Here is a 19,573-nt window from a genome sequence, read left to right on the forward strand (position 1 = left end):
ACTTAAGGATCGGTGAATAAAGGGGCGCGCATCTTACTTGATCGATTCGGGCGCTGCTTGCAACTGCGCCTCGACCTCGGCGCAACGCGGGCACAGGCACGAGGCGTCGCGCAGTTGCGCCGGCAGCGCCTGGAGCACGGCCGGGTCGATGCTGACGCCGTAGCACCAGCAGGCGCGGTCAGCGGTTCGCGGATCGGCCAGGGTGCAGTCGTTGGGGGCGCCGCAGGCGGGGCAGAGGTCAGGCTGGTTCATAGCTGGAGTGAGACATTTCCACACAGGTTCGGTTACGGCCACTTTGCTTGGCCCGATACATCGCATGATCCGCCCGTGACAGCAGGCTGTGCAAGGTGTCATCGGGCTGCAGGGTGGTGATACCGATGCTGACGGTCACATGCAAGGCCTGGCCGTTGTAGGCATAGCGCTGTTGTTCCACGTGCTGACGAATTTTCTCGGCAATCATCAGGCCAGTCCTGCCGTCGGTGTCCTTGAGCAGCACGATGAACTCTTCACCGCCCCAGCGGCAGACGATGTCGGAGTGCCGCAGGCAGCTCTTCAGATCCCGGGCAAAGCCAATCAATACCTGATCGCCGGCCAGGTGGCCATAGGTGTCGTTCAACACCTTGAACCGGTCGAGGTCCAGCAGCAAAGCGGTCAGCGGCCTGGGCTCGCGCCGGGCTTCTTGCATGGCCTGCGCGGCCAGCAGGTCGAAGCCGCGACGGTTGGGCAGTTCGGTCAGGCTGTCGAGGATGGCCTGGGCCTGGATCTTGTCCTGATAGCGTTTGATCACCTGGTTGAGCAGGGCCAGCACGATCAAGGTCACCAGCAGGCAGATCAGCAGGTTGAGGTACAGCGACTGGCGGATGTCACCGAGGGCGCTGTCTTCGCGTTTGTCGACGAACAGGTACCAGTTCAGCTCCGGGATAAACCGCACATTGAGGAAGTGTCCCTGGCCCTGCACGGAGTATTCATAGCTGCCGCTGTGGGGTTTGGGCAGCCGGCTGACCAGGTCTTTCATGCTGTCGAGTTCGTCGAGCTTCTGCCCGATATGCGCACCCTGCGGACCCCCTTCGGCACCGGTGAGCACCAGGCGCCCGAAGTTGTCGACGAAATACACACTGCGTTGATAACGCTGCTGGTACTTGTCGATCAGCTTGATCACGGCGTCAACGGTCAGGCCCACCCCGGCCGCGCCGATGAATCGGCTGTTGTAGTCGTAGACCTTGTAGTTGATGAAGAAGGTCAGGTTGTCCTTGTTGGCGAGGTCCGGGTCGACGTTGATCTCGTACGGATCCTTCATGTCCCGCACACGGAAGTACCAGGCGTCGCGGGGCTCGGTGGCCTTGACCTGCTTGAGCACACCCTTGGCGTGGTAGTAGGTCAGGCTGGTGTTGGAGACGAAGAATGCGGTGTAGGCGCCGTAGTGGGTCATGACCTCGTTGAGGTAACGGGTCATCTGGTCGGAGTCCTTTTCGCCGTTGACCACCCAGTCGCGCATGAAGGTGTCGCGGGCCATCATCGAGGAAATCAGGATCGGCCTGACGAGGTCTTTCTGGATTTCCGAGTAGACCGTGTCCGACGTCAGCGGCAGTTCGGTGTTGACGATGTTGTCGCGGATCGAGGCCCGGGAGGCGTAGTAACTGAGAAAGGAGGTGGCGAGGAAACCAGCGCCCAGCAACGCGACCAGCGTGAGCACCAACGAACGTTGAGAGTACAGCGGCGAGCGAAGCGACATGGTAGTTCCATTGGCAGTCATCCGATGGTTGCATTCTAATGGCACTGCGGGGAAATAACTGCTTCATGTGCGCCGCGAATGGTCGTTCCAATGTTCCACGGAGGTTGCAGGTGCTCCTTGTGGGAGCGAGCTTGCTCGCGATGGCGGTGTGTCAGTCACATCAATCGTGAATGTGCTGACGCTATCGCGAGCAAGCTCGCTCCCACAGGGTTGAGTGTGTTTAAGCCAGTGATTTCAGATACATCCGCCACCCGCCCAGATGGCTGATGTTCACCGCGCCCTCCAACCCATAGGCCTCGCAGATAAACCCGCTCTCCCAGTGACCGTCCGCCAGTTGCACCTTGCCCAACCCCAGTGGCGCCGGAATTCCGGTCAGGAACGAACCCAACTCGCTGCTCGGCAACTCCCAGACTTCCACCGCAATCGCCACGCCGCCATCCTTCACGCGGACCATGCCCGGACGAAACGGCGGGCTACCGGCCAGGGCATGGAGTTGATAATCCGGTGAGCTGAATGTCGTTTCCACCAAGCGGGCACCGCGCTGCTTGAGCTGCCAGTTCAACGCCAACCCGTCCAGGTGCGCACCACAGACCACCAGGCGCGCCCGATCGTGGCGGGCAACCGTCGCCGGTGCAGGCGCGGCCAGGCCTTGCTGACGCTGCAAGGCATCCGCCACGCTCAACAGGTACTGATCGGTAAAGGCGCGGCCAAACAGCGTCACGCCCCACGGCATGCCGTTGTCCATGAACGCGCTGGGCACGGCGACGGCGGCGTAGTCGAGCAGGTTCATGAAATTGGTGTAGTAGCCCAGTTCCGAATTGCGCAGCACCGGTTCGGCCTCGAGCTCCGCCAGCGTCACCGGGCGGCCGATGGTCGGCGTGACGACGCAATCCAGGCCTTCCAGTGCTGTGTCGCACAGGGCTTTGAGCGCTTGCAGCCGGTATTGGGCGCGGAAAGTTTGCACACCATCGACGGCGGGTGCCTTGGCCAACACGGCGCGAATCACCGGCAACACGGCCTCCGGGTTTTGCGCCATCAACTCCCCGGCCACGCTGTAGCGCTCGGCCACCCACGGGCCTTCATAGAGCAAGCGCGCGGCCTCCAGAAATGGCGACAGGTCCAGTTCCACCGCTTCGCCGCCGAGGGCCTTGAGGCGGTCGATGGCATCACCGAACAACAGCGGGCCTTCAGGGCAACCGAAGAATTGCAGGTCCTGTGCACGGGGTACGCCGAAACGGAAGGGGCGTGGGGTACCGAATGCCGAGCCGTCGTTCCACAGCGGGTTGCTGCGGCTGTATTCGTCCCGTGGGTCGAGGCGTGCGGTGAGCGCCAGTAACTGACTGGCTTCCCGCGCCGTGGCGGTGAAGGTGGTGACGCAATCGAGCGTGCGACAGGCCGGAACCACGCCGGCTGTCGAGATCAGGCCCTTGGTGGCCTTCAGGCCGACCAGGTTGTTCAACGCCGCCGGCACACGCCCGGAGCCGGCGGTGTCGGTGCCCAGCGCAAAGCTCGCGACCCCGAGCGCCACCGCCAGTGACGATCCGGCGCTGGAGCCGCCCGACGGATACTCCGGCAATACGCTGTTGGGGCACGCGCCGTACGGTGAGCGGCTGCCGTTGAGCCCCGTGGCGAACTGGTCGAGGTTGGTCTTGCCCAGCGGAATCGCACCAAGGGCCAGCAGTTGTTCGACGATGGTCGCCGAACGCTCCGGCACGTAGGCGAATGCCGGGCACGCCGCCGTGGTCGGAATGCCCGCCAGGTCGATGTTGTCCTTGATCGCGAACGGCACGCCATACAGCGGCAGGCTGTCGAGGTCGCGACCGTCGAGGGTGGCGAGATAAGGCTCCAGTTCATCGACACTGAGCAAGTGGATGAACAGGTGATAGTCCGGGTTCAGCGCGGCGGCTTTGTCCCGCAGTTGCAGCAGTAATTGCCGTGGCGTGGTGCGGCCTTCGCGATAAGCGCTGCGCAGGGCGTCGAGTTGCAGATTGATGTTCATGACATGCGTCCTTTTCAAAATGGGTTCAGTCAAGTTCCAGCACCACGACGCGCTGCCCGGCGCGCACCGCCGAACCCGGTTGCACGCGAATCTCGCGCACGACGCCGGCCAATGGCGCGAGCAGGGGGATTTCCATCTTCATCGACTCCAGGATCACCAGCACATCGCCGGCCGCGACACGGCTACCGGTTTCTACCTGGACCTGCCAGAGGTTGCCGGCGATGTGGCTGTCGACGCTCTGCTGGCCGTTTTCCAGCGGTACATCTTCGGTGGCCTCCGGGGCCAGCTCTTCACTGTCGAAATGCGCCTGGCCACTGGCGATCCAGCGTTCGCGCTCGGCATTGAATGCGCCTTTTTGCTGATCGCGAAACGCGTCGATGGTCTCGGCTTCCCGGGCCAGGAACGCCTGGTATTGCGCCAGGTTCAACTGACTGTGCTCGATGTTCAGGTCGAAGCGCCCGAGGGGGAAATCCCGGCGGATGCGCAGCAGTTCATCGGCGCTGACCGGGTAGAAACGGATCTGGTCGAAAAACCGCAGCAACCAGGGTTTGCCTTCGAACGCGGCGACTTCGCGATAGCGGTTCCACATCTGCAACGTGCGCCCGACAAACTGATAGCCGCCGGGGCCTTCCATGCCGTAGACGCACATGTAGGCGCCACCGATGCCTACTGAGTTTTCCGCGGTCCAGGTGCGCGCCGGGTTGTACTTGGTGGTCACCAGGCGGTGGCGCGGGTCGAGCGGGGTGGCGACCGGTGCGCCGAGGTAGACGTCGCCCAGGCCCATCACCAGGTAACTGGCGTCGAACACCGTGCGCTGCACTTCATCGAGGTTCGGCAGGTCGTTGATGCGGCGGATGAACTCCAGGTTGCTCGGACACCACGGCGCGTCCTTGCGCACGGTGGTCATGTATTTCTCGATGGCCAACTGGCACGCCGGGTCGTCCCAGGAAAGAGGCAGATGCACGATGCGCGAGGGCACTTGCAGGTCTTTGGCGGCGCACACGGCGTCCCATTCCCCGGCGACGATGCCGAGCAGGTCGGACAGCGGCAGTTGCTCGGGCTGATAGTGGATTTGCAGCGAGCGGATGCCGGGGGTGAGGTCGATCACGCCGTGCAGGTCTTTGCTTTCCAGCGCCTGCATCAGGGCGTGGGCGCGGAAGCGCAGGACCAGGTCCAGTTCCGGGGCGCCGATTTCCAGCAGCAGGTGGGTGTCGCCGGAAAGGCGCGCCACCAACCGCGTGTCGTCCTGCCCAATATCCAATACAACAGGCGACACCAAACCCTGTGGGAGCGGCGGTGCGGCGATCCGACTTGCTCGCGAAAGCGGTGCTTCAGACACATCAATGTTGACTGACACGCCCTCTTCGCGAGCAAGCCCGCTCCCACATTGATCCCATTTCAAGGCCAGGGGGCGGGCGGTCTTGATGTCGACGGGGGAAAACTGCACCTTGTCCCCAGCCTTGAGCTGCCCCAACTGCCAGAGATCCGCCTCGATCACCGTCACTGGGCACACGAACCCGCCAAGGCTCGGGCCATCCGGGCCGAGGATCACTGGCATGTCCCCGGTAAAATCCACCGCACCGATCGCATACGGGTTGTCGTGGATGTTCGACGGATGCAAACCGGCCTCACCACCGTCGGTACGCACCCACTCAGGCTTCGGTCCGATCAGGCGAACGCCGGTGCGGCTGGAGTTGAAATGCACTTCCCACTGCGTGGCGAAGAAGGTGCCGATGTAGTTTTCAGTGAAGTATTCCGGCGCGCCGTGGGGGCCGTAGATCACGCGAATCTGCCGAACTGCCGGCAACTCGGTGACCTGTTCTTCAGCCAGTTGCCGGCCGGCACTGCGGTCATTGAGGGCCGGCAGGTGCAACACATCACCGGCTCGCAACGCGCGACCACCGTGGCCGCCAAACTGGCCGAGGGTGAAGGTGCTTTTGCTGCCCAGATAGTCCGGTACCTGCAGGCCGCCACGCAGGCACAGATAGCTGCGCGCACCTGCGCCTGCGATGGTGCCAAGGCTCAACGTCGCGCCCGCTGGAATCAGCAGTGCCGAGTTCATCGGTACGCTTTCGCCGTTCAAAGCCAACGGAATCACCGCCCCGGTCACCGCCACCACCGCCTCGCAATTGAAGCGCAGCAACGGCCCGCTCATGGTGATTTCCAGCGCCGCCGCGCCTTCGTCATTGCCCAGCAAACCGTTACCCAGACGCAGCGCCCGACTGTCCATCGGCCCCGATGGCGGCACGCCGACCGCCCAGTAACCGAGACGGCCGGGATAGTCCTGAACGCTGGTCTGGGTGCCGGCGCTGAGTACCTCGAACGTGTTGGCCTGATAGATCAGCCCTTCCAGGCAACGGGTCCACGGCTGGCCGCTGGCGAAAGGCGCATCGAGCAGAATCTGCCGCAGGTAATCGCGGTTGGTTTCCACGCCATACAGCTGACTGTCGCCGAGGGCTTGATGCAAATCGGCGCGGGCCTCTTCGCGAGTCGGCGCCCAACTGATGACCTTGGCGATCATCGGGTCGAAGTAGGGCGGGATCTCGCAGCCAGCCTCGACCCAGGTGTCGACGCGCAGTTCAATGCCATTGGCCGCGGGGAAATCCACGGCGGTGAGCAAGCCGGGGCTCGGTTGAAAATCGCGGCCCGGATCTTCGGCATACAACCGCGCCTGGATCGCATGGCCCACCGGCTTCAAACCTTGCATCAGTTCGCTCAGGGGCGGCAGATCACCGGCCGCCAGTTGCACCATCCAGCGCACCAGGTCGACCCCCCACACCTGTTCGGTGACACCGTGTTCCACCTGCAAACGGGTGTTCACTTCCAGGAAGTAAAAGCGCTGGGCCTCGCTGTCGAACACAAACTCCACGGTGCCGGCGCTGCGGTAATTCACCGCCTTGGCCAGTTTGATCGCAGCCGCGCACAACTCATCGGCCATGCCGTCGGGCAGGTTTGGTGCGGGTGTTTCTTCGAGGACTTTCTGGTTGCGTCGTTGCACCGAGCAATCACGCACGCCGAGGGCGATCACTTCACCTTGACCGTCGCCGAATACCTGCACTTCCAGGTGCCGGGCGCGCTGGATGTACTTCTCGATGAACACCCCGGCGTCGCTGAAATTGTTCTGACCCAGGCGTTTGACCGCTTCGAAGGATTCGCTCAACTCCGCCGCACTGCGGCATACGCGCATGCCGATGCCGCCACCGCCAGCGGTACTCTTGAGCATCACCGGGTAGCCGACCTGCTCACCGGCCAGCAGCGCGGTATCGATGCTATCGAGCAGTTCGGTGCCTTCGAGCATCGGCACGCCGTGTTGTCTGGCCAGGGCACGTGCGGTGTGCTTGAGGCCGAACACCCGCAGTTGTTCGGGTGTCGGGCCGATGAAGGCGATGTTGACGGCCTTGCAGGCTTCGGCGAACGCGGCGTTTTCCGAAAGAAAGCCGTAGCCGGGATGGATCGCGGTAGCGCCGGTGGACTTGGCGATGGCGAGGATCTTGTCGAGCGCCAGATAAGTGCCGGCGGCCGAGCCTTCACCGAGGCTGTGGGCTTCATCGGCTTGCAGGATGTGCAGGCTGGCGGCATCGGCTTCGGAGTACACGGCAACGCCCTGCACTTGCAGCTCGCGCAAGGTTCGCAGGATGCGGCAGGCAATGGCGCCACGGTTGGCAATCAGGACTTTTTCGAACATGGCATAACCCCCGGAGGCGATAGCGCATCAGCCTCGACTGGGATGCGGGCCGTCCCGCAGTTTTTCTTGATGCACCAGGGCCGTCCCCGGTGAAAAAACAGTTCACTTCGCAACACCGCCGAACCCCTGTGGGAGCGAGCTTGCTCGCGATGACGTCAGCACTTTCAACATTGATGGTGACTGACACACCGCTATCGCGAGCAAGCTCGCTCCCACAGGGTTATCAGTGTTCTTGCGGTTTTAGGCACTGACCGGAACGGGCCTGGCACAGGGCAAACAACCAACGGCGCAGTCTCGGGAGTTTCAGTTCCATACCAGCAGCTCCGCAGGGGTGGGGTTGTAGGCGTTGCAGGGGTTGTTCAGTTGCGGGCAGTTGGAGATCAGCACGATCACGTCCATTTCTGCCCGCAGGTCGACGTACTTGCCCGGTGCCGAGATGCCGTCCTCGAAGGTCAGGCCGCCGTCTGCGGTGACCGGTACGTTCATGAAGAAGTTGATGTTCGGCCCGATGTCGCCCTTGCCCAGGCGGCCATCATGAGCACAGGCGCGCAGGTAGTTGTCGCGGCAGCTGTGCATGTAGCGTTTTTCCAGGGCGTAGCGCACGGTGTTGCTCTCTTGCGCGCAGGCGCCGCCCAGGGTGTCGTGACGCCCGCAGGTGTCGGCGACGATGGTCAGCATCGGCTTGCCGAGGTTGGAATAGAGCACGCTGCCAGTGCTCAGGTACACGCTGTTCTGCCGACGCAGGGTGCGCTGCACGTCGTAGCGCTCCCCGGGATTGGCGACGCTGTAGAACAAGGTGTCGACAGCCTGGTTGCCCTCAAGGTCGAGGATGCGCAGGGTCTGGCCGGCCTTGACCTCCATCAGCCAGGGCTCGCCGGCGGGGATGGTGGCGCGGTAGACGGCGGTTTCAGGTGACTGTGGAGCGGTAGCGATAGCGAGTGACATGGCAGCGATCCTCAGGCAAACAAACGGTCGGTGTTGATGAAGCCGCGCTCGTTTTCGGGGCGCGAGGTGCGGCAGTGTTCGGCGACGCTGGCGTCGGCGTTCATCCAGCTGAGCTTCAGCGGTTTCGGTGCATATTCCGGCGCCGGGTCCATCGGGTGCTGCAGGGCTGTTAGCACCACCAGGGTGTCCATCGGCGCGTACAGCTCGATGTAGTCGCCAGCCTTGGAATTGCCCTCGACGAAATGGAAGCGCCCGGCGTCATCGACGTTCACGCGGCTGAACAGGTTGAGGGTCATCAGCAGGTCGGACAGGCCCAGCCCCCACTTGCCCAGTTCCACCAACAGGTTGTCGGTACCGTTGCGGAAGAAGCCGTTGCGCAGTTCCTGATAGCGGCCCGCGCCGTACTTTTGCGCCACTTCTTCTGCGCAGAGCAGGCCGCCGAGGCTGTCGCTCCAGCCGCAGGTGTCGGCGGTGATGGCGGCCAGCACGCGGCCCATGTCCGAGTACAGGCAGTGGCCGGCGGTGAGCTTGGCGGTGTGTTGGCATTTGAGGCTGTCGGGCAGGTTCAGCCGTTCGGTTTTTTCATTGGCGTTGAGCAACGTCAGGCTGACGTTGGCGCCGCCACGCAGGTCGGTCAGGCGCAGCAATTGGCCGCGTTTGAGCACAAAGGAGCGATGGCCGCCGCCGGGGAGCATTTCCTCGGCGAAGGGGGGGAACAGTCGGGTCGAATCTGTCATTTTCAGAATTCCTCTAAGCGATACGAAGCGTGCCCGCCAAAGGCGCCGGCAGGGCGTCGACGGCGGCACGGGTGGCGCGGCGGTCGCTGTTCAAAGGGATGTCATAGGTGATGCGCGCGCCATAGCGGCCGGGTGCATGGGGGTCGAGGCGGACCTTGTCGAACACCAGCAGGCGGGTGCCGAGGCTGAAGCCTTCGGACAGGTCATGGGTGACCATGAACACCGTCAGTCGGGTCTCGCGCCACAGCTCCAGGAGCAAGGCGTGCATGTCTTTGCGGATGCCCGGGTCGAGGGCGCCGAACGGTTCGTCGAGCAGCAACACCCGCGGCTTCATGATCAGCGCCTGGGCAATGGCCAGTCGTTGTTGCATGCCGCCGGAGAGCTGCGCCGGGTACTTGTCCAGCGAGTGGCCCAGGCCGACTTTGTGCAGCAGCACCGAAGCCTGTTCACGGGCCTGTTTTTTCGCGCTGCCGAACAGGCGACCAAGCAACGGCGAGCGCGGCAGTTCGAGGCCGAGGGCGACGTTGTCCAGCACGCTCAGATGGGGAAACACCGAGTAGCGCTGGAATACCACGCCACGGCTGGCGTCCGGCTCTGCGGCCAAGGGCTGGCCGTCGAGCAGGATCTCGCCGCGACTGGCGCGTTCCTGGCCGAGCAACAGGCGCAGGAAGGTCGATTTGCCGCAACCGGAGGCACCCACGAGGGTGCAGAACTCACCTTCGTTGACGTTCAGGTTGAGGCCTTCGAGCACCACTTGATCGGCGTATTGCTGCCAGACGTTTTTCACCGTGATGAAGCTCATTTTGCCGCTCCTTCATACCAAGGGAACGCGCGACGGGTCAGCTGCTTGAGCCCCCAATCCATCAACCAGGCGAGCAGGGTGATCCACACCACGTAGGGCAAAATCACGTCCATCGCCAGGTAGCGGCGCACCAGGAAAATCCGGTAGCCGAGGCCGTCAGTGGAGGCAATGGCTTCGGCGGCAATCAGGAACAGCCACGCCGAGCCGAGCATCAGTCGCAGCGAGATCAACAGGCGTGGCAGCAGTTGCGGCAACACCACTCGCAGCATCAGGGTCCAGGTAGAGGCGCCGAGGGTCTGGGCCTTGATCAGCAACTCCACGGGAATTTCCCGGGCGCGCTGTTCCAGGTCACGGGCCAGCGCCGGAGTAATGCCGATCACGATCAGCATCACTTTCGACAACTCACCCAGGCCGAAGACGATGAACAGGATCGGCAGGATTGCCAGCGGTGGCACCATCGACAGCACGGTCAGCAAGGGAGACAACGGCGCACCGAACAACGGCAGGGTGCCGGCGGCGATGCCCAGGCACAGCCCGGCCAGGGCGCTGATGCCCAGGCCGATGGCCAGACGCTGCAAGCTGGACGCCGTGTCCTGCCAGAGCAGGTATTCGCCGGTGCGGCTGTCGGCCACGAAGGCCAGGCGTTTCACCGCATCGGTCATCTGCACGGCGCTGGGCAGCAGCTTGTCGTTGGGGTTTTCCGCCAGTCGCTCGGCCGAGCCCGTGAAGTAGGCGAACAGCACCAGGGCGAACGGCAGGATCACCAGCAGCAGGCGACTCGGGCGGTCCGGGTGACGGTTGATCAGGCGCATAACCAGTTCTCCTGATTACAGCTTGGCGTCGGCGGCCATCTGCACGTAACTCGGGTCGAAGCGCAGCTTGAGGTTGCCCTTGTCGCCGCTGGTCACGCCGTTGGCGAAGGCCATGCCGACCGCGCTGGTGTCCTTGGCGCCTTCACCCAGCAAGCCATGCTGGAAGGAAAATTCGGCGACCTTGCGCATGGTTTCCGGCAGTTGCTTGCTGGTACTGAACGCCAGGGCTTCTTTCGGGGTGGCGAACAATCTGGTGGTGTCCAGTTGCGCCTGGAAACCCGCCAGGTCAGTGCCCGAGGCTTTGGCCATGTGCTCCAGGGCCGCTTTGCTGGCGGCGTTTTTCGCGTTCATCAACTCGACCACTTCGAACCAGGCGCCGGTCAGTGCCTTGCCGAGGGCCGGGTTGTCTTTGAGGGTCTGGGAGTTGACCACCATCATGTCCATGATCTCGCCGGGGATCTGGCTGGAGTTGAACACTTCGGTCACCGCAGGCTTGGCCTTGATGTCCGAGAGCATCGGGTTCCAGGTGGTGACGGCGTTGACCTGATCGGTGTTGAAGGCGGCCGAGATATCGGCGTCGGAGGTATTGACCACTTTCAGGTCTTTTTCGGTGAGGTCCACCGAATCCAGGGCCCGGGCCAGCAGGTAGTGGGAGACAGAGAGCTCCACCAGGTTGACGTCCATGCCCTTGAGGTCGGCGACTTTCCTGCCTTCGCCCTTGAGCACGATGCCGTCGTTGCCGTTGGAGAAATCGCTGACGATCAGCGCGGTGCTGTCGACGCCGCCGGCGGCCGGAATGGTCAGCGCGTCCATGTTGGTCATGGTGCAACCGTCGAACTGCCCGGCGGTGTACTGGTTGATGGATTCGACGTAGTCGTTGAGCTGCACCACATCGATCTTGATGCCGTACTTCTTTGCCCATTTGTCGACGATGCCCTGGCTGCCGGCGTATTCCCAAGGCATCCAGCCTGCGTAGATCGTCCAGCACACGCTGAAGTGGTCTTTCTGTGCAGCCTGGGACGAGAAGCTCACGAAGGCGGTGAACGCCGCGGCGAGCAGGGCGGGTAAACGAAGCTGGGACATGGTGGTTCTCCAGTTGATCAAGGACGGACAGGAAGGCAGCGGCACCGCTAACGGTGGCTTGTCTCCCGGGCTTTTGTCCCGCCGTGTAACCTCAACTGGAGGTCGCCAACTCTCGGACCAGTCACTCGCGATTGCGAGCCGGAACCCTAGTCAGCCATTGCAAATTGTGGTGCCGCGAACCTGTAGTGACTCCTGCACGGCTTTACTAAAGCGAGAGGCGTGCCAAGTTGGCCCGAGCGCTCTAGCGTGGGGGGCAGGAAGGTCGACGGTGTTGGTTGGAAAGGCGCACTGCCTTGTGATGGTGCGTTGGTGCACCGCATTGGAACCTGTCCGCCGCTGATCAGAAGGAGGGTGCAACGTCGCACTTGGCAGGGGATTGCCAGTCAAAACAGGTGTCAGTCGATGTGTTTCGACTGCTGTTACAGGTCTTTACGGAGGCCGCCATGTTGCGACGATTATTGTTAGGTGCAGTGCTTGGTCTTGGATTGTCTGGCTGCTACTACTACGCCGGTCCTGCCGACCCCTACGGGGGACCTTATTACTACCCCGGCTACTACTCGCCCTATTACTACGGTTACTACGGTCCACGTTATTACGGTGGCTATCGCACCTATTACTACGGTGGGCATGGTTACTACCGTGGCCACGGCGGTGGGCATCATGGCGGTGGACATCGCGGTGGCCATCGTTGATCAGGGCGCGAATGGATGAAAAACCTTTCATCGGCCAGATGTTTCTACTTGTTTCGCGGACGCACCAGATTCCGAATTCGGTGTCTGATGTTTCGACAGTCAGCGAACATTTGACTGTCGCCTGCCAGCGTCGCTGGTGTGGCTTACCCGCGGTCCAGGAGGCCGCCATGCTCTGTCGAATTCTTCTGCTAGCTGTGTTTGGATTGTCCCTTGGTGGGTGCGTGCCTTATTACGATGAAGGAGGCAGTTACTACAGTTCCGAGGTCTATACCTCTCCATCGCCAACCTATTACGCCGGGGGGAGTTCCTACTACTCCAATGGTGGCGGTTATTACACACCGCCGCCCCGGTACTACGCGCCTCCAGCGCGCTACTACCAGCCGACACCGCGCTATTACTCACAGCCGCGGATCTATCAACCGTCGCGCTATTACTCGCAGCCGCGGATGTATCAACCCTCGCGCCATTACCAGTCGGCCCCTCGTTACAATCAGCCGTCTCGGGGTGACTACCGCATGCATCAGAACCATGGCTGGGACGGCCGTAGCCGCGGGAGCGGGAACAACGACTATCGCGGTCACGACGGTCGCGGCTATCGCAATGGGCGGGGTAACCACCGCTAATCATTAAACTGAATACAAAACCTGTGGGAGCGAGCAGGCTCGCTCCCACATTTTTATGCCCTGTCTTCAGTATTCCGACAAATCCGCCAGCGGATGTCGACCTTCCCACGCCTTGTGAAAGTGCGCTTCTACTACCGCGTCCGGCACGTTGTTGATGTCCGGCCAGTGCCAGTGCGGCTTCTGGTCCTTGTCGATCAACCGGGCTCGTACACCTTCGCTGAACTCCGGATGCCGGCAGCAGTTGAGGCTCAGGGTGTATTCCATCTGGAAGACTTCGGCCAGCGACAGGTGGCGGGCACGGATGATCTGCTCCCACACCAGATGAGCGGTCAGCGGCGCGCCTTCGCTCAGGGTCTTGGCTGCGCGGCTCAGCAACAGGTCGGTATGGTCACGCAAGGCGCTGATGGCCTTCCAGGCGCAACGCACGTCGCTGACATCCAGCAGTTCGTCGATCTGCTGTCGGCACGGTAGCCACTGGGCTTCGGGCATCTGTGCCACGGCTTCCTGCTGCAAGGCCTTGAGCAGGCTGTTGAGCTGCATGGGTGTCTGTTCCTGCCAGTTCAATTGCAACAGGCCTTCGATCAATTGCGGCTGCTGCTCATCGAGCAAGAAACGATCGGCCAGGTCCAGGTCGATGGCATCGCGGCCGTTCATGTGCGCTCCAGTCAGGCCCAGGAACAACCCGAGCTTGCCGGGCAGGCGCGACAGAAACCAGCTGGCGCCAACATCCGGGTACAGGCCGATGCTGATCTCCGGCATGGCCAGGCGACTGCTCGGTGTAACGATGCGGGTGCCTGCCCCTTGCAACAGTCCCATGCCGCCGCCGAGCACATAGCCATGGCCCCAGCAGATCAGTGGTTTCGGGTAGGTATGAAGTTTGAAGTCCAGGCGATATTCCGCCGCAAAGAACTGCGCAGCCAGTGGCGGTACTTCGCCCGGATGGACGCGACAGGCTTCCACCAGGCTGCGCACTTCGCCGCCGGCGCAAAAGGCCTTGGCGCCATTGCCGCGCAACAGCACGCAGACAATCTGCGGGTCCTTGGCCCAGGCTTCCAGGCGGTCGCGCAGGGCGTTGATCATTGGCAGGGACAGGGCGTTCAGGGATTTTTCGGCATCCAGGCTGGCGATGCCGATGCGTGCGCCGTCGGTGCCGGTGAGTTCTTCGAAGTGCAGATTCATCGTGACCTCGATCGGGAATTTGAGGGTTAAGTATGATCGCTGTGTGGGAAAGTGCCGGATCTGCATCAGATCAATTGACAAGCGTGATGCGCTTTCCTAGGGTTCGCCCCATTGTTTTTGCCGGATGTAACCATGACTGCTGATGACCGTATCAAACTCGAACCGGGCTGGAAGGAGGCACTGCGTGCCGAATTCGACCAGCCCTACATGGCAGAGTTGCGAAACTTCCTGCAACAGGAGCGGGCGGCCGGCAAGGAGATCTATCCACCGGGACCAATGATTTTCAATGCGCTGAATTCAACGCCACTGGACAAGGTCAAAGTGGTGATCCTCGGTCAGGACCCTTATCACGGCCCGGGCCAGGCCCATGGCCTGTGCTTCTCGGTGCAGCCGGGCGTACCGGCACCGCCGTCGCTGGTGAACATTTACAAAGAACTCAAGCGCGACCTGAACATCGACATCCCCAACCATGGTTACCTGCAGAGCTGGGCCGATCAGGGCGTGCTGATGCTCAACACCACCATGACCGTCGAGCGCGCCAACGCCAATGCGCACAAGGACAAGGGCTGGCAGTTTTTCACTGATCGAGTCATTGAAGTGGTCAGCCAACAGCAACCGCACCTGGTGTTCATGCTGTGGGGCGCCCATGCCCAGAGCAAACAGAAACTGATCGATGCCACCAAGCATCTGGTGCTGACCTCGGTGCACCCGTCACCGCTGTCGGCTTATCGCGGCTTCCTCGGTTGCGGGCACTTCAGCCGGACCAACAAGTTTCTGGAGCAGAATGGCGAGTCGCCGATCGAGTGGCGGTTGCCGCCGGTTTGATGGGAGTGTGCTGATTTTTGTGGCGAGGGAGCTTGCTCCCGCTGGGCTGCGAAGCAGCCCCAATTTCTGCAACCTGATTTCTTCTGACACACCGTGCATACAGGCTTTACGACTGCTGCGCAGCCGAGCGGGAGCAAGCTCCCTCGCCACAGGTCTATCAGGCTGAATCCGGATTCCGGTTCCAATACTTGAACAACGGCTCCGCCAGAAACAACACAAACAACAGCCGCATCACCTGCATCGCCGTCACCAGCGGTACCGACAGTTGCAGGGTTTCCGCCGTCAGGCTCATCTCGGCAATACCGCCGGGCATCATGCCCAAGGTCAGCGAACGCAGATCCAGATGGGTCAGCGCACTCAAGCCCAACGCCGCTGCCGTGGCGATCAACATGGTCAACACCGTGCCGACCAAAGTGCGCCCCATGAACGATGGCGCACGCCGGAAAAACTGCCGGTTGAAGTGACAGCCCAGACCGCTACCGATCAGCCATTGGCCAATCTGGCTGCCACCATTGGGCAAACCGATGTGCAGATCCCAGCCGATGCTGACTGCCGCGCTGACCAGCAAGGGCCCGAACAGCCAGGGGTTGGGTTGGCGCAAGCGCTCCCAGATCCAGGCGGCCAATGCGCCTGCCGGGAACAGCAAGGCCAGCCAGCGCCAGTCCACAACGGTGGCATGTAAAACCGGGGCACCATCGCCCAGTAAGTACTTGAAAGCTGCCGGCACGCACAGCACCACCACCAACACCCGCAAACTCTGCCCCGCCGCCACGCGGCTGAGCACCGCGCCATTGCGGGCGCCGAGGTTGACCATCTCCCCGGAACCGCCGGGCATGCTGGAAAAGAACGCCGTGGCGCGATCTTCACCGGTGCGGCGCATCAGCCACACGCCGACGACCGCCGACAGGCTGGTGACCAACGCACCGAAGAAGATCAGGCCGAAATGACTGAGTACCTGCTCCATCACCACTGGAGTGAAATGCAGGCCGATACCGATGCCGACGATCCACTGGCCGCACTTGCGGCCGCCGAGGATTTCGGCCAATTGCCAGGGTGTCAGGCAGCGCACGAGGATGATCGCCAGCAACGAGCCGACCATCCACGGCAAAGGCCAGCCGACCTGGCTGGCGAGGAAACCGCCCAGCAGGCCGACCAGCGGGGTTCCCCACCAGAGTTTGAGGGGGGACCGATCAGACATCGGCAATAACGCGTTGCGCGGCCGAACGTTTGCGCCAGATGCGGATGAGCGGCATCAGCAGCATGATCGCCGTCAGCACCCAGCAACCGAAGGTGATCGGGCTCGACCAGAGGATTTCCAGCGCACCGTTGGAAATCGACAGGGCGCGGCGCAGGTTCTGTTCCATCAGGCCGCCGAGGATGAAGCCCAGCAATACCGGTGACAGCGGGAAGTCCAGCTTGCGCAGGATATAACCGAAGATGCCGATGCCGATCATCAGGAACAGATCGAACGTTGTCGCGTGTACCGCGTAGACGCCAATCCCGGTAATGATCGCGATCACCGGCACCAGTGCCCAGTTCGGCACGGCGAGGATGCGGGTGAAGATGCGGATCATCGGGATGTTGAGGATCACCAGCATCACGTTGGCGATGAACAACGAAGCGATCAGGCCCCAGACGATGTCCGGCTGCTGTTGGAACAGCAGCGGGCCCGGAGTGATGTTGTACAGCGACAGGGCGCCGATCATCACCGCCGTGGTGCCGGAACCTGGAACGCCGAGGGTCAGCATCGGCACCAGCGCACCGCAGGCCGCGCCACCGATGGCGGTTTCCGGCGCCGCGAGGCCGCGCATGTCACCTTGCCCGAAAGTACCCTTGGCACCCGCCATGCGTTTCTCGGTCATGTAGGCGACGGCACTGGCCAGGGTCGCACCGGCACCCGGCAACACGCCCATGATGAAACCCAGTACGCCGCAACGGATGTTCACCACGAACACCGACGCCGCTTCCTTGAAGTTGAACATCATGCGCCCGGTGGCTTTCACCGCTTCCTGGCCGTGGTGGGTTTTTTCCAGCAGCAGAAGAATTTCGCTGATGGAGAACAGGCCCAGCACCAGCACGACGAACTGGATGCCGTCGGTCAGGTGGATGTTGTCCCCGGTGAAACGGTACACACCGCTGTTGGCGTCGATGCCGACGGTCGACAGGAACAGGCCGATCAGTGCCGCGATGAACGTCTTCAGCGGACGGTCGCCGGCCATGCCGCCGAGGCAGACAATCGCGAACACCATCAGTACGAAGTATTCCGCGGGGCCGAAGGCAATCGCCCATTTCGCCAGCAGCGGGGCGAACAGCACCATGCCGCAGGTCGCGATAAAGGCACCGATGAACGAGCTCCATGCCGACAACGACAGCGCTACACCGGCCAGGCCTTTACGGGCCATCGGGTAACCGTCGAGGGTGGTCATCACGGTGGACGCTTCGCCCGGGATGTTCAGCAGGATCGAGCTGATCCGGCCGCCGTATTCGCATCCCAGATATACCGCCGCCAGCAGGATCAGTGCCGACTCCGGTGGCAGGCCGAGGGCGAATGCGATCGGGATCAACAGTGCCACGCCGTTGATCGGCCCCAGGCCCGGCAACAGGCCGACCACGGTGCCGATCAGTGTGCCGCACAGCGCGGTCACCAGGTTGTACGGGCTCAGCGCGACGCCGAAACCCTGACCCAAATAGCCAAGAGTATCCATATCAGTTCTCCAGAACGTCGAGCACGCCCAGCGGCAGTGGAACGTCCATCAACTTGTCGAACAGCAGGTAGAGGCCGACGGCCATCAGGCTGATGATCACGATGCTTGGCACCCAGCGACCGCCATACAGACGGGCCATGGGCACGCCGATCAGGATGCTGGCGACGATGAAACCCAGGGGTTCGAATGTGCCGGCGAACACCAGCAACAGCACCACGCAGATGCCGATTTTGGTCAGGGTTTCGCGATCCAGCGGCGGCTCGTCAGCACTGTGCTTGATCGGCGCCGGACGGAACACCATGTACAACAGCGCCGAGCCCATCAGGCCAAGCATCAACAGCGGAAAGGCCCGAGGCCCCACCGGTTCGTAGGAAAAAGCCGCTTGATACGGCCACGCCATCAATGCCAGGCCGAGACAGGCCAGCAACAGCACCGAAGCAAAAATGCGTTGTAAGAGCATGGGAGAACTCCTGTGCCGCGACTCCGTGAAAGGGGAGCCGCAGCCGCTAGACAGAGACGATCACTGGATCAGGCCGAACTCTTTGGCCAGCACTTTGTAGTCCGCAACCTGCTTCTTCACGTAGGTGTCCAGTTCCGGGCCGGTCATGGCAAACGGGAAGAGCTCGCGCTGATCGCGCAACTTGGCGAAGTCTTCGGAAGCCAGCAGCTTGTCGAAGGCCGATTTCCACCAGGCATAGTCTTCGTCGCTGACTTTTGGTCCGAGGTAGAAGCCACGGACCACTGGCCAGACGATGTCGTAGCCTTGCTCGCGGGCGGTCGGAATGTCCTTCATTTCCGGCTCGTCCAGACGCTTGTCGGCGAACACTGCCAACAGGCGCATGTCGCCGCTCTGGATGTGTGGCATGGAGTCGGAAATGTCGGTGCTGCCGACCTGAATGTGACCGCCGAGCAGGGCGGTGGCGATTTCGCCGCCACCTTCGAGGGCGACGTAACGCAGGTCACGGGGGTTGATCCCGGCGGCCTTGGCGATCAGCGCGGTTTGCATCCAGTCCTGGCTGCCGACGGTGCCGCCGGAACCGATCACCACTTTGCTCGGATCTTTCTTCAGTGCCTGTACGAGGTCGTCGAGGGTCTTGTAGGGCGAATCGCTTTTCACTGCGATGGCACCGTAGCTGGTGCCGACGGCAGCGAGCCAGCGCACGTTGGTTTCATCGAAACGACCGAACTTGCCCTGGGCCAGGTTCAACAGCGAACCGCTGGACCAGGCCACCAGGGTGCCGGCATCGGCCGGACGCTGGGCGACCACCGCGTTGTACGCCACCGCGCCGACACCGCCGGGCATGTAGGTCACGCGCATCGGTTTGCTCAGCAGTTTTTCGTTGACCAGCGCGCTTTGCGCCAGTTTGCAGGTCAGGTCGAAACCACCGCCGGGCGAGGCCGGGGCGATGCATTCCGGGCGTTTTGGCTCGGCCATGAGTTGGCCGGCGAACAGCACACAGCTGGCGGCGAGGGCGAAACGGCGCATTGAACGATTCATTTTTGTCTCCACTGGAGTTTTTGTTTTTCGGGATGATTCAGGTGCGACGATTTCGCACGGCGCTGGCGCGTTCGAATCCGTACGGACTGAACGACGAGCAGCCGGCTTCGGCGCTGGCAAGCATAAACATCGGGGAGCGAGAGAAGGGGTGGGACGGGTAAGCCTGAAGCTGTATGGACAGCATGATGCAGTACCTCGGTTATTGTTCTTATTGGCGAAAACGCTTCGAGGCGTTTTTCGGTAGTTACATGTCAAA

At 62.2% G+C, this 19,573-nt stretch carries 17 protein-coding genes and 1 riboswitch; of the genes, 3 read left to right on the plus strand and 14 right to left on the minus strand.

Going from position 1 to position 19,573, the window contains the following annotated elements:
- Positions 1–33: 33 nt before the first annotated feature.
- From AB4O40_RS24355 to AB4O40_RS24395, 9 genes are all read right to left on the minus strand, one after another.
- The gene (locus AB4O40_RS24355; protein ID WP_056720708.1) at positions 34–252 is read right to left on the minus strand and encodes a cysteine-rich CWC family protein; all 219 of its coding nucleotides are present in this window, start codon (positions 250–252) and stop codon (positions 34–36) included.
- Positions 239–1,732, minus strand: a complete 1,494-nt coding sequence (locus AB4O40_RS24360; RefSeq protein WP_056720706.1) for a sensor domain-containing diguanylate cyclase — start codon at positions 1,730–1,732, stop codon at positions 239–241. Before AB4O40_RS24360 ends, AB4O40_RS24355 begins: the two co-directional genes overlap by 14 nt.
- Before the next feature lie 220 nt (positions 1,733–1,952).
- On the minus strand, positions 1,953–3,731 hold the full coding sequence (atzF, locus tag AB4O40_RS24365) for an allophanate hydrolase (protein WP_223541827.1): 1,779 nt from the start codon (positions 3,729–3,731) through the stop codon (positions 1,953–1,955).
- Between the two features lie 25 nt (positions 3,732–3,756).
- Positions 3,757–7,416, minus strand: coding sequence for an urea carboxylase (uca, locus tag AB4O40_RS24370; RefSeq protein WP_460057657.1), 3,660 nt, complete (start codon positions 7,414–7,416; stop codon positions 3,757–3,759).
- A gap of 303 nt (positions 7,417–7,719) precedes the next feature.
- On the minus strand, positions 7,720–8,361 hold the full coding sequence (locus AB4O40_RS24375) for an urea amidolyase associated protein UAAP2 (RefSeq protein WP_460160114.1): 642 nt from the start codon (positions 8,359–8,361) through the stop codon (positions 7,720–7,722).
- Positions 8,362–8,372: 11 nt separating this feature from the next.
- Complete coding sequence (locus tag AB4O40_RS24380) at positions 8,373–9,098, minus strand: urea amidolyase associated protein UAAP1 (protein WP_056720698.1); 726 nt, start codon at positions 9,096–9,098, stop codon at positions 8,373–8,375.
- A gap of 13 nt (positions 9,099–9,111) precedes the next feature.
- On the minus strand, positions 9,112–9,900 hold the full coding sequence (locus AB4O40_RS24385) for an ABC transporter ATP-binding protein (protein WP_056720696.1): 789 nt from the start codon (positions 9,898–9,900) through the stop codon (positions 9,112–9,114).
- Complete coding sequence (locus AB4O40_RS24390) at positions 9,897–10,712, minus strand: ABC transporter permease (RefSeq protein WP_056720695.1); 816 nt, start codon at positions 10,710–10,712, stop codon at positions 9,897–9,899. The genes AB4O40_RS24385 and AB4O40_RS24390 overlap by 4 nt, the downstream gene beginning before the upstream one ends.
- Before the next feature lie 15 nt (positions 10,713–10,727).
- A complete protein-coding gene (locus tag AB4O40_RS24395; protein ID WP_223541829.1) occupies positions 10,728–11,795 on the minus strand; it encodes a putative urea ABC transporter substrate-binding protein in 1,068 nt (355 codons plus the stop codon).
- 60 nt (positions 11,796–11,855) lie between these two features.
- A riboswitch (guanidine-I (ykkC/yxkD leader) is annotated at positions 11,856–11,956 on the minus strand.
- Positions 11,957–12,238: 282 nt separating this feature from the next.
- Here AB4O40_RS24395 and AB4O40_RS24400 point away from each other — a divergent pair.
- Positions 12,239–12,487 carry a hypothetical protein gene (locus tag AB4O40_RS24400; RefSeq protein ID WP_082562876.1) on the plus strand — a complete coding sequence of 83 codons (249 nt, stop codon included), beginning with the start codon at positions 12,239–12,241 and terminating at the stop codon, positions 12,485–12,487.
- A 167-nt stretch (positions 12,488–12,654) separates the two neighbouring features.
- Positions 12,655–13,110, plus strand: a complete 456-nt coding sequence (locus AB4O40_RS24405) for a hypothetical protein (protein WP_082562875.1) — start codon at positions 12,655–12,657, stop codon at positions 13,108–13,110.
- Between the two features lie 66 nt (positions 13,111–13,176).
- Here AB4O40_RS24405 and AB4O40_RS24410 read toward each other — a convergent pair whose 3' ends face one another.
- Positions 13,177–14,289, minus strand: a complete 1,113-nt coding sequence (locus AB4O40_RS24410) for an enoyl-CoA hydratase/isomerase family protein (protein WP_223541831.1) — start codon at positions 14,287–14,289, stop codon at positions 13,177–13,179.
- A 132-nt stretch (positions 14,290–14,421) separates the two neighbouring features.
- Here AB4O40_RS24410 and ung point away from each other — a divergent pair, with 132 nt between their 5' ends.
- Positions 14,422–15,114 carry a uracil-DNA glycosylase gene (gene ung / locus AB4O40_RS24415; protein WP_007979816.1) on the plus strand — a complete coding sequence of 231 codons (693 nt, stop codon included), beginning with the start codon at positions 14,422–14,424 and terminating at the stop codon, positions 15,112–15,114.
- A 157-nt stretch (positions 15,115–15,271) separates the two neighbouring features.
- Here ung and AB4O40_RS24420 read toward each other — a convergent pair whose 3' ends face one another.
- Genes AB4O40_RS24420 through AB4O40_RS24435 form a run of 4 tightly spaced genes read right to left on the minus strand, consistent with a single transcriptional unit; the run spans position 15,272 to position 19,317 of the window.
- Positions 15,272–16,312: an AbrB family transcriptional regulator gene (locus tag AB4O40_RS24420; RefSeq protein WP_460057646.1), complete on the minus strand. Its 1,041-nt coding sequence runs from the start codon at positions 16,310–16,312 to the stop codon at positions 15,272–15,274.
- Positions 16,305–17,819, minus strand: a complete 1,515-nt coding sequence (locus tag AB4O40_RS24425) for a tripartite tricarboxylate transporter permease (protein ID WP_056720684.1) — start codon at positions 17,817–17,819, stop codon at positions 16,305–16,307. The genes AB4O40_RS24420 and AB4O40_RS24425 overlap by 8 nt, the downstream gene beginning before the upstream one ends.
- Position 17,820: 1 nt before the next feature.
- Complete coding sequence (locus AB4O40_RS24430; protein ID WP_007979809.1) at positions 17,821–18,279, minus strand: tripartite tricarboxylate transporter TctB family protein; 459 nt, start codon at positions 18,277–18,279, stop codon at positions 17,821–17,823.
- A 60-nt stretch (positions 18,280–18,339) separates the two neighbouring features.
- Entirely contained in the window at positions 18,340–19,317 is a 978-nt protein-coding gene (locus tag AB4O40_RS24435) for a Bug family tripartite tricarboxylate transporter substrate binding protein (RefSeq protein ID WP_056720680.1), read from the minus strand.
- Positions 19,318–19,573 lie beyond the last annotated feature (256 nt).

The sequence above is a fragment of the Pseudomonas sp. S2_F07 genome (genome assembly GCF_054668325.1).

Bases quoted from the DNA above. Each gene is read 5' to 3' on its own strand.
- AB4O40_RS24420 (WP_460057646.1), bottom strand. From the start codon at position 16,312: ATGTCTGATCGGTCCCCCCTCAAACTCTGGTGGGGAACCCCGCTGGTC.
- AB4O40_RS24430 (WP_007979809.1), bottom strand. From the start codon at position 18,279: ATGCTCTTACAACGCATTTTTGCTTCGGTGCTGTTGCTGGCCTGTCTC.
- AB4O40_RS24405 (WP_082562875.1), top strand. From the start codon at position 12,655: ATGCTCTGTCGAATTCTTCTGCTAGCTGTGTTTGGATTGTCCCTTGGT.
- AB4O40_RS24410 (WP_223541831.1), bottom strand. From the start codon at position 14,289: ATGAATCTGCACTTCGAAGAACTCACCGGCACCGACGGCGCACGCATC.
- uca (WP_460057657.1), bottom strand. From the start codon at position 7,416: ATGTTCGAAAAAGTCCTGATTGCCAACCGTGGCGCCATTGCCTGCCGC.
- AB4O40_RS24395 (WP_223541829.1), bottom strand. From the start codon at position 11,795: ATGTCCCAGCTTCGTTTACCCGCCCTGCTCGCCGCGGCGTTCACCGCC.
- AB4O40_RS24360 (WP_056720706.1), bottom strand. From the start codon at position 1,732: ATGTCGCTTCGCTCGCCGCTGTACTCTCAACGTTCGTTGGTGCTCACG.
- AB4O40_RS24355 (WP_056720708.1), bottom strand. From the start codon at position 252: ATGAACCAGCCTGACCTCTGCCCCGCCTGCGGCGCCCCCAACGACTGC.
- AB4O40_RS24390 (WP_056720695.1), bottom strand. From the start codon at position 10,712: ATGCGCCTGATCAACCGTCACCCGGACCGCCCGAGTCGCCTGCTGCTG.
- AB4O40_RS24385 (WP_056720696.1), bottom strand. From the start codon at position 9,900: ATGAGCTTCATCACGGTGAAAAACGTCTGGCAGCAATACGCCGATCAA.
- AB4O40_RS24435 (WP_056720680.1), bottom strand. From the start codon at position 19,317: ATGAATCGTTCAATGCGCCGTTTCGCCCTCGCCGCCAGCTGTGTGCTG.
- AB4O40_RS24375 (WP_460160114.1), bottom strand. From the start codon at position 8,361: ATGTCACTCGCTATCGCTACCGCTCCACAGTCACCTGAAACCGCCGTC.
- atzF (WP_223541827.1), bottom strand. From the start codon at position 3,731: ATGAACATCAATCTGCAACTCGACGCCCTGCGCAGCGCTTATCGCGAA.
- ung (WP_007979816.1), top strand. From the start codon at position 14,422: ATGACTGCTGATGACCGTATCAAACTCGAACCGGGCTGGAAGGAGGCA.
- AB4O40_RS24400 (WP_082562876.1), top strand. From the start codon at position 12,239: ATGTTGCGACGATTATTGTTAGGTGCAGTGCTTGGTCTTGGATTGTCT.
- AB4O40_RS24380 (WP_056720698.1), bottom strand. From the start codon at position 9,098: ATGACAGATTCGACCCGACTGTTCCCCCCCTTCGCCGAGGAAATGCTC.
- AB4O40_RS24425 (WP_056720684.1), bottom strand. From the start codon at position 17,819: ATGGATACTCTTGGCTATTTGGGTCAGGGTTTCGGCGTCGCGCTGAGC.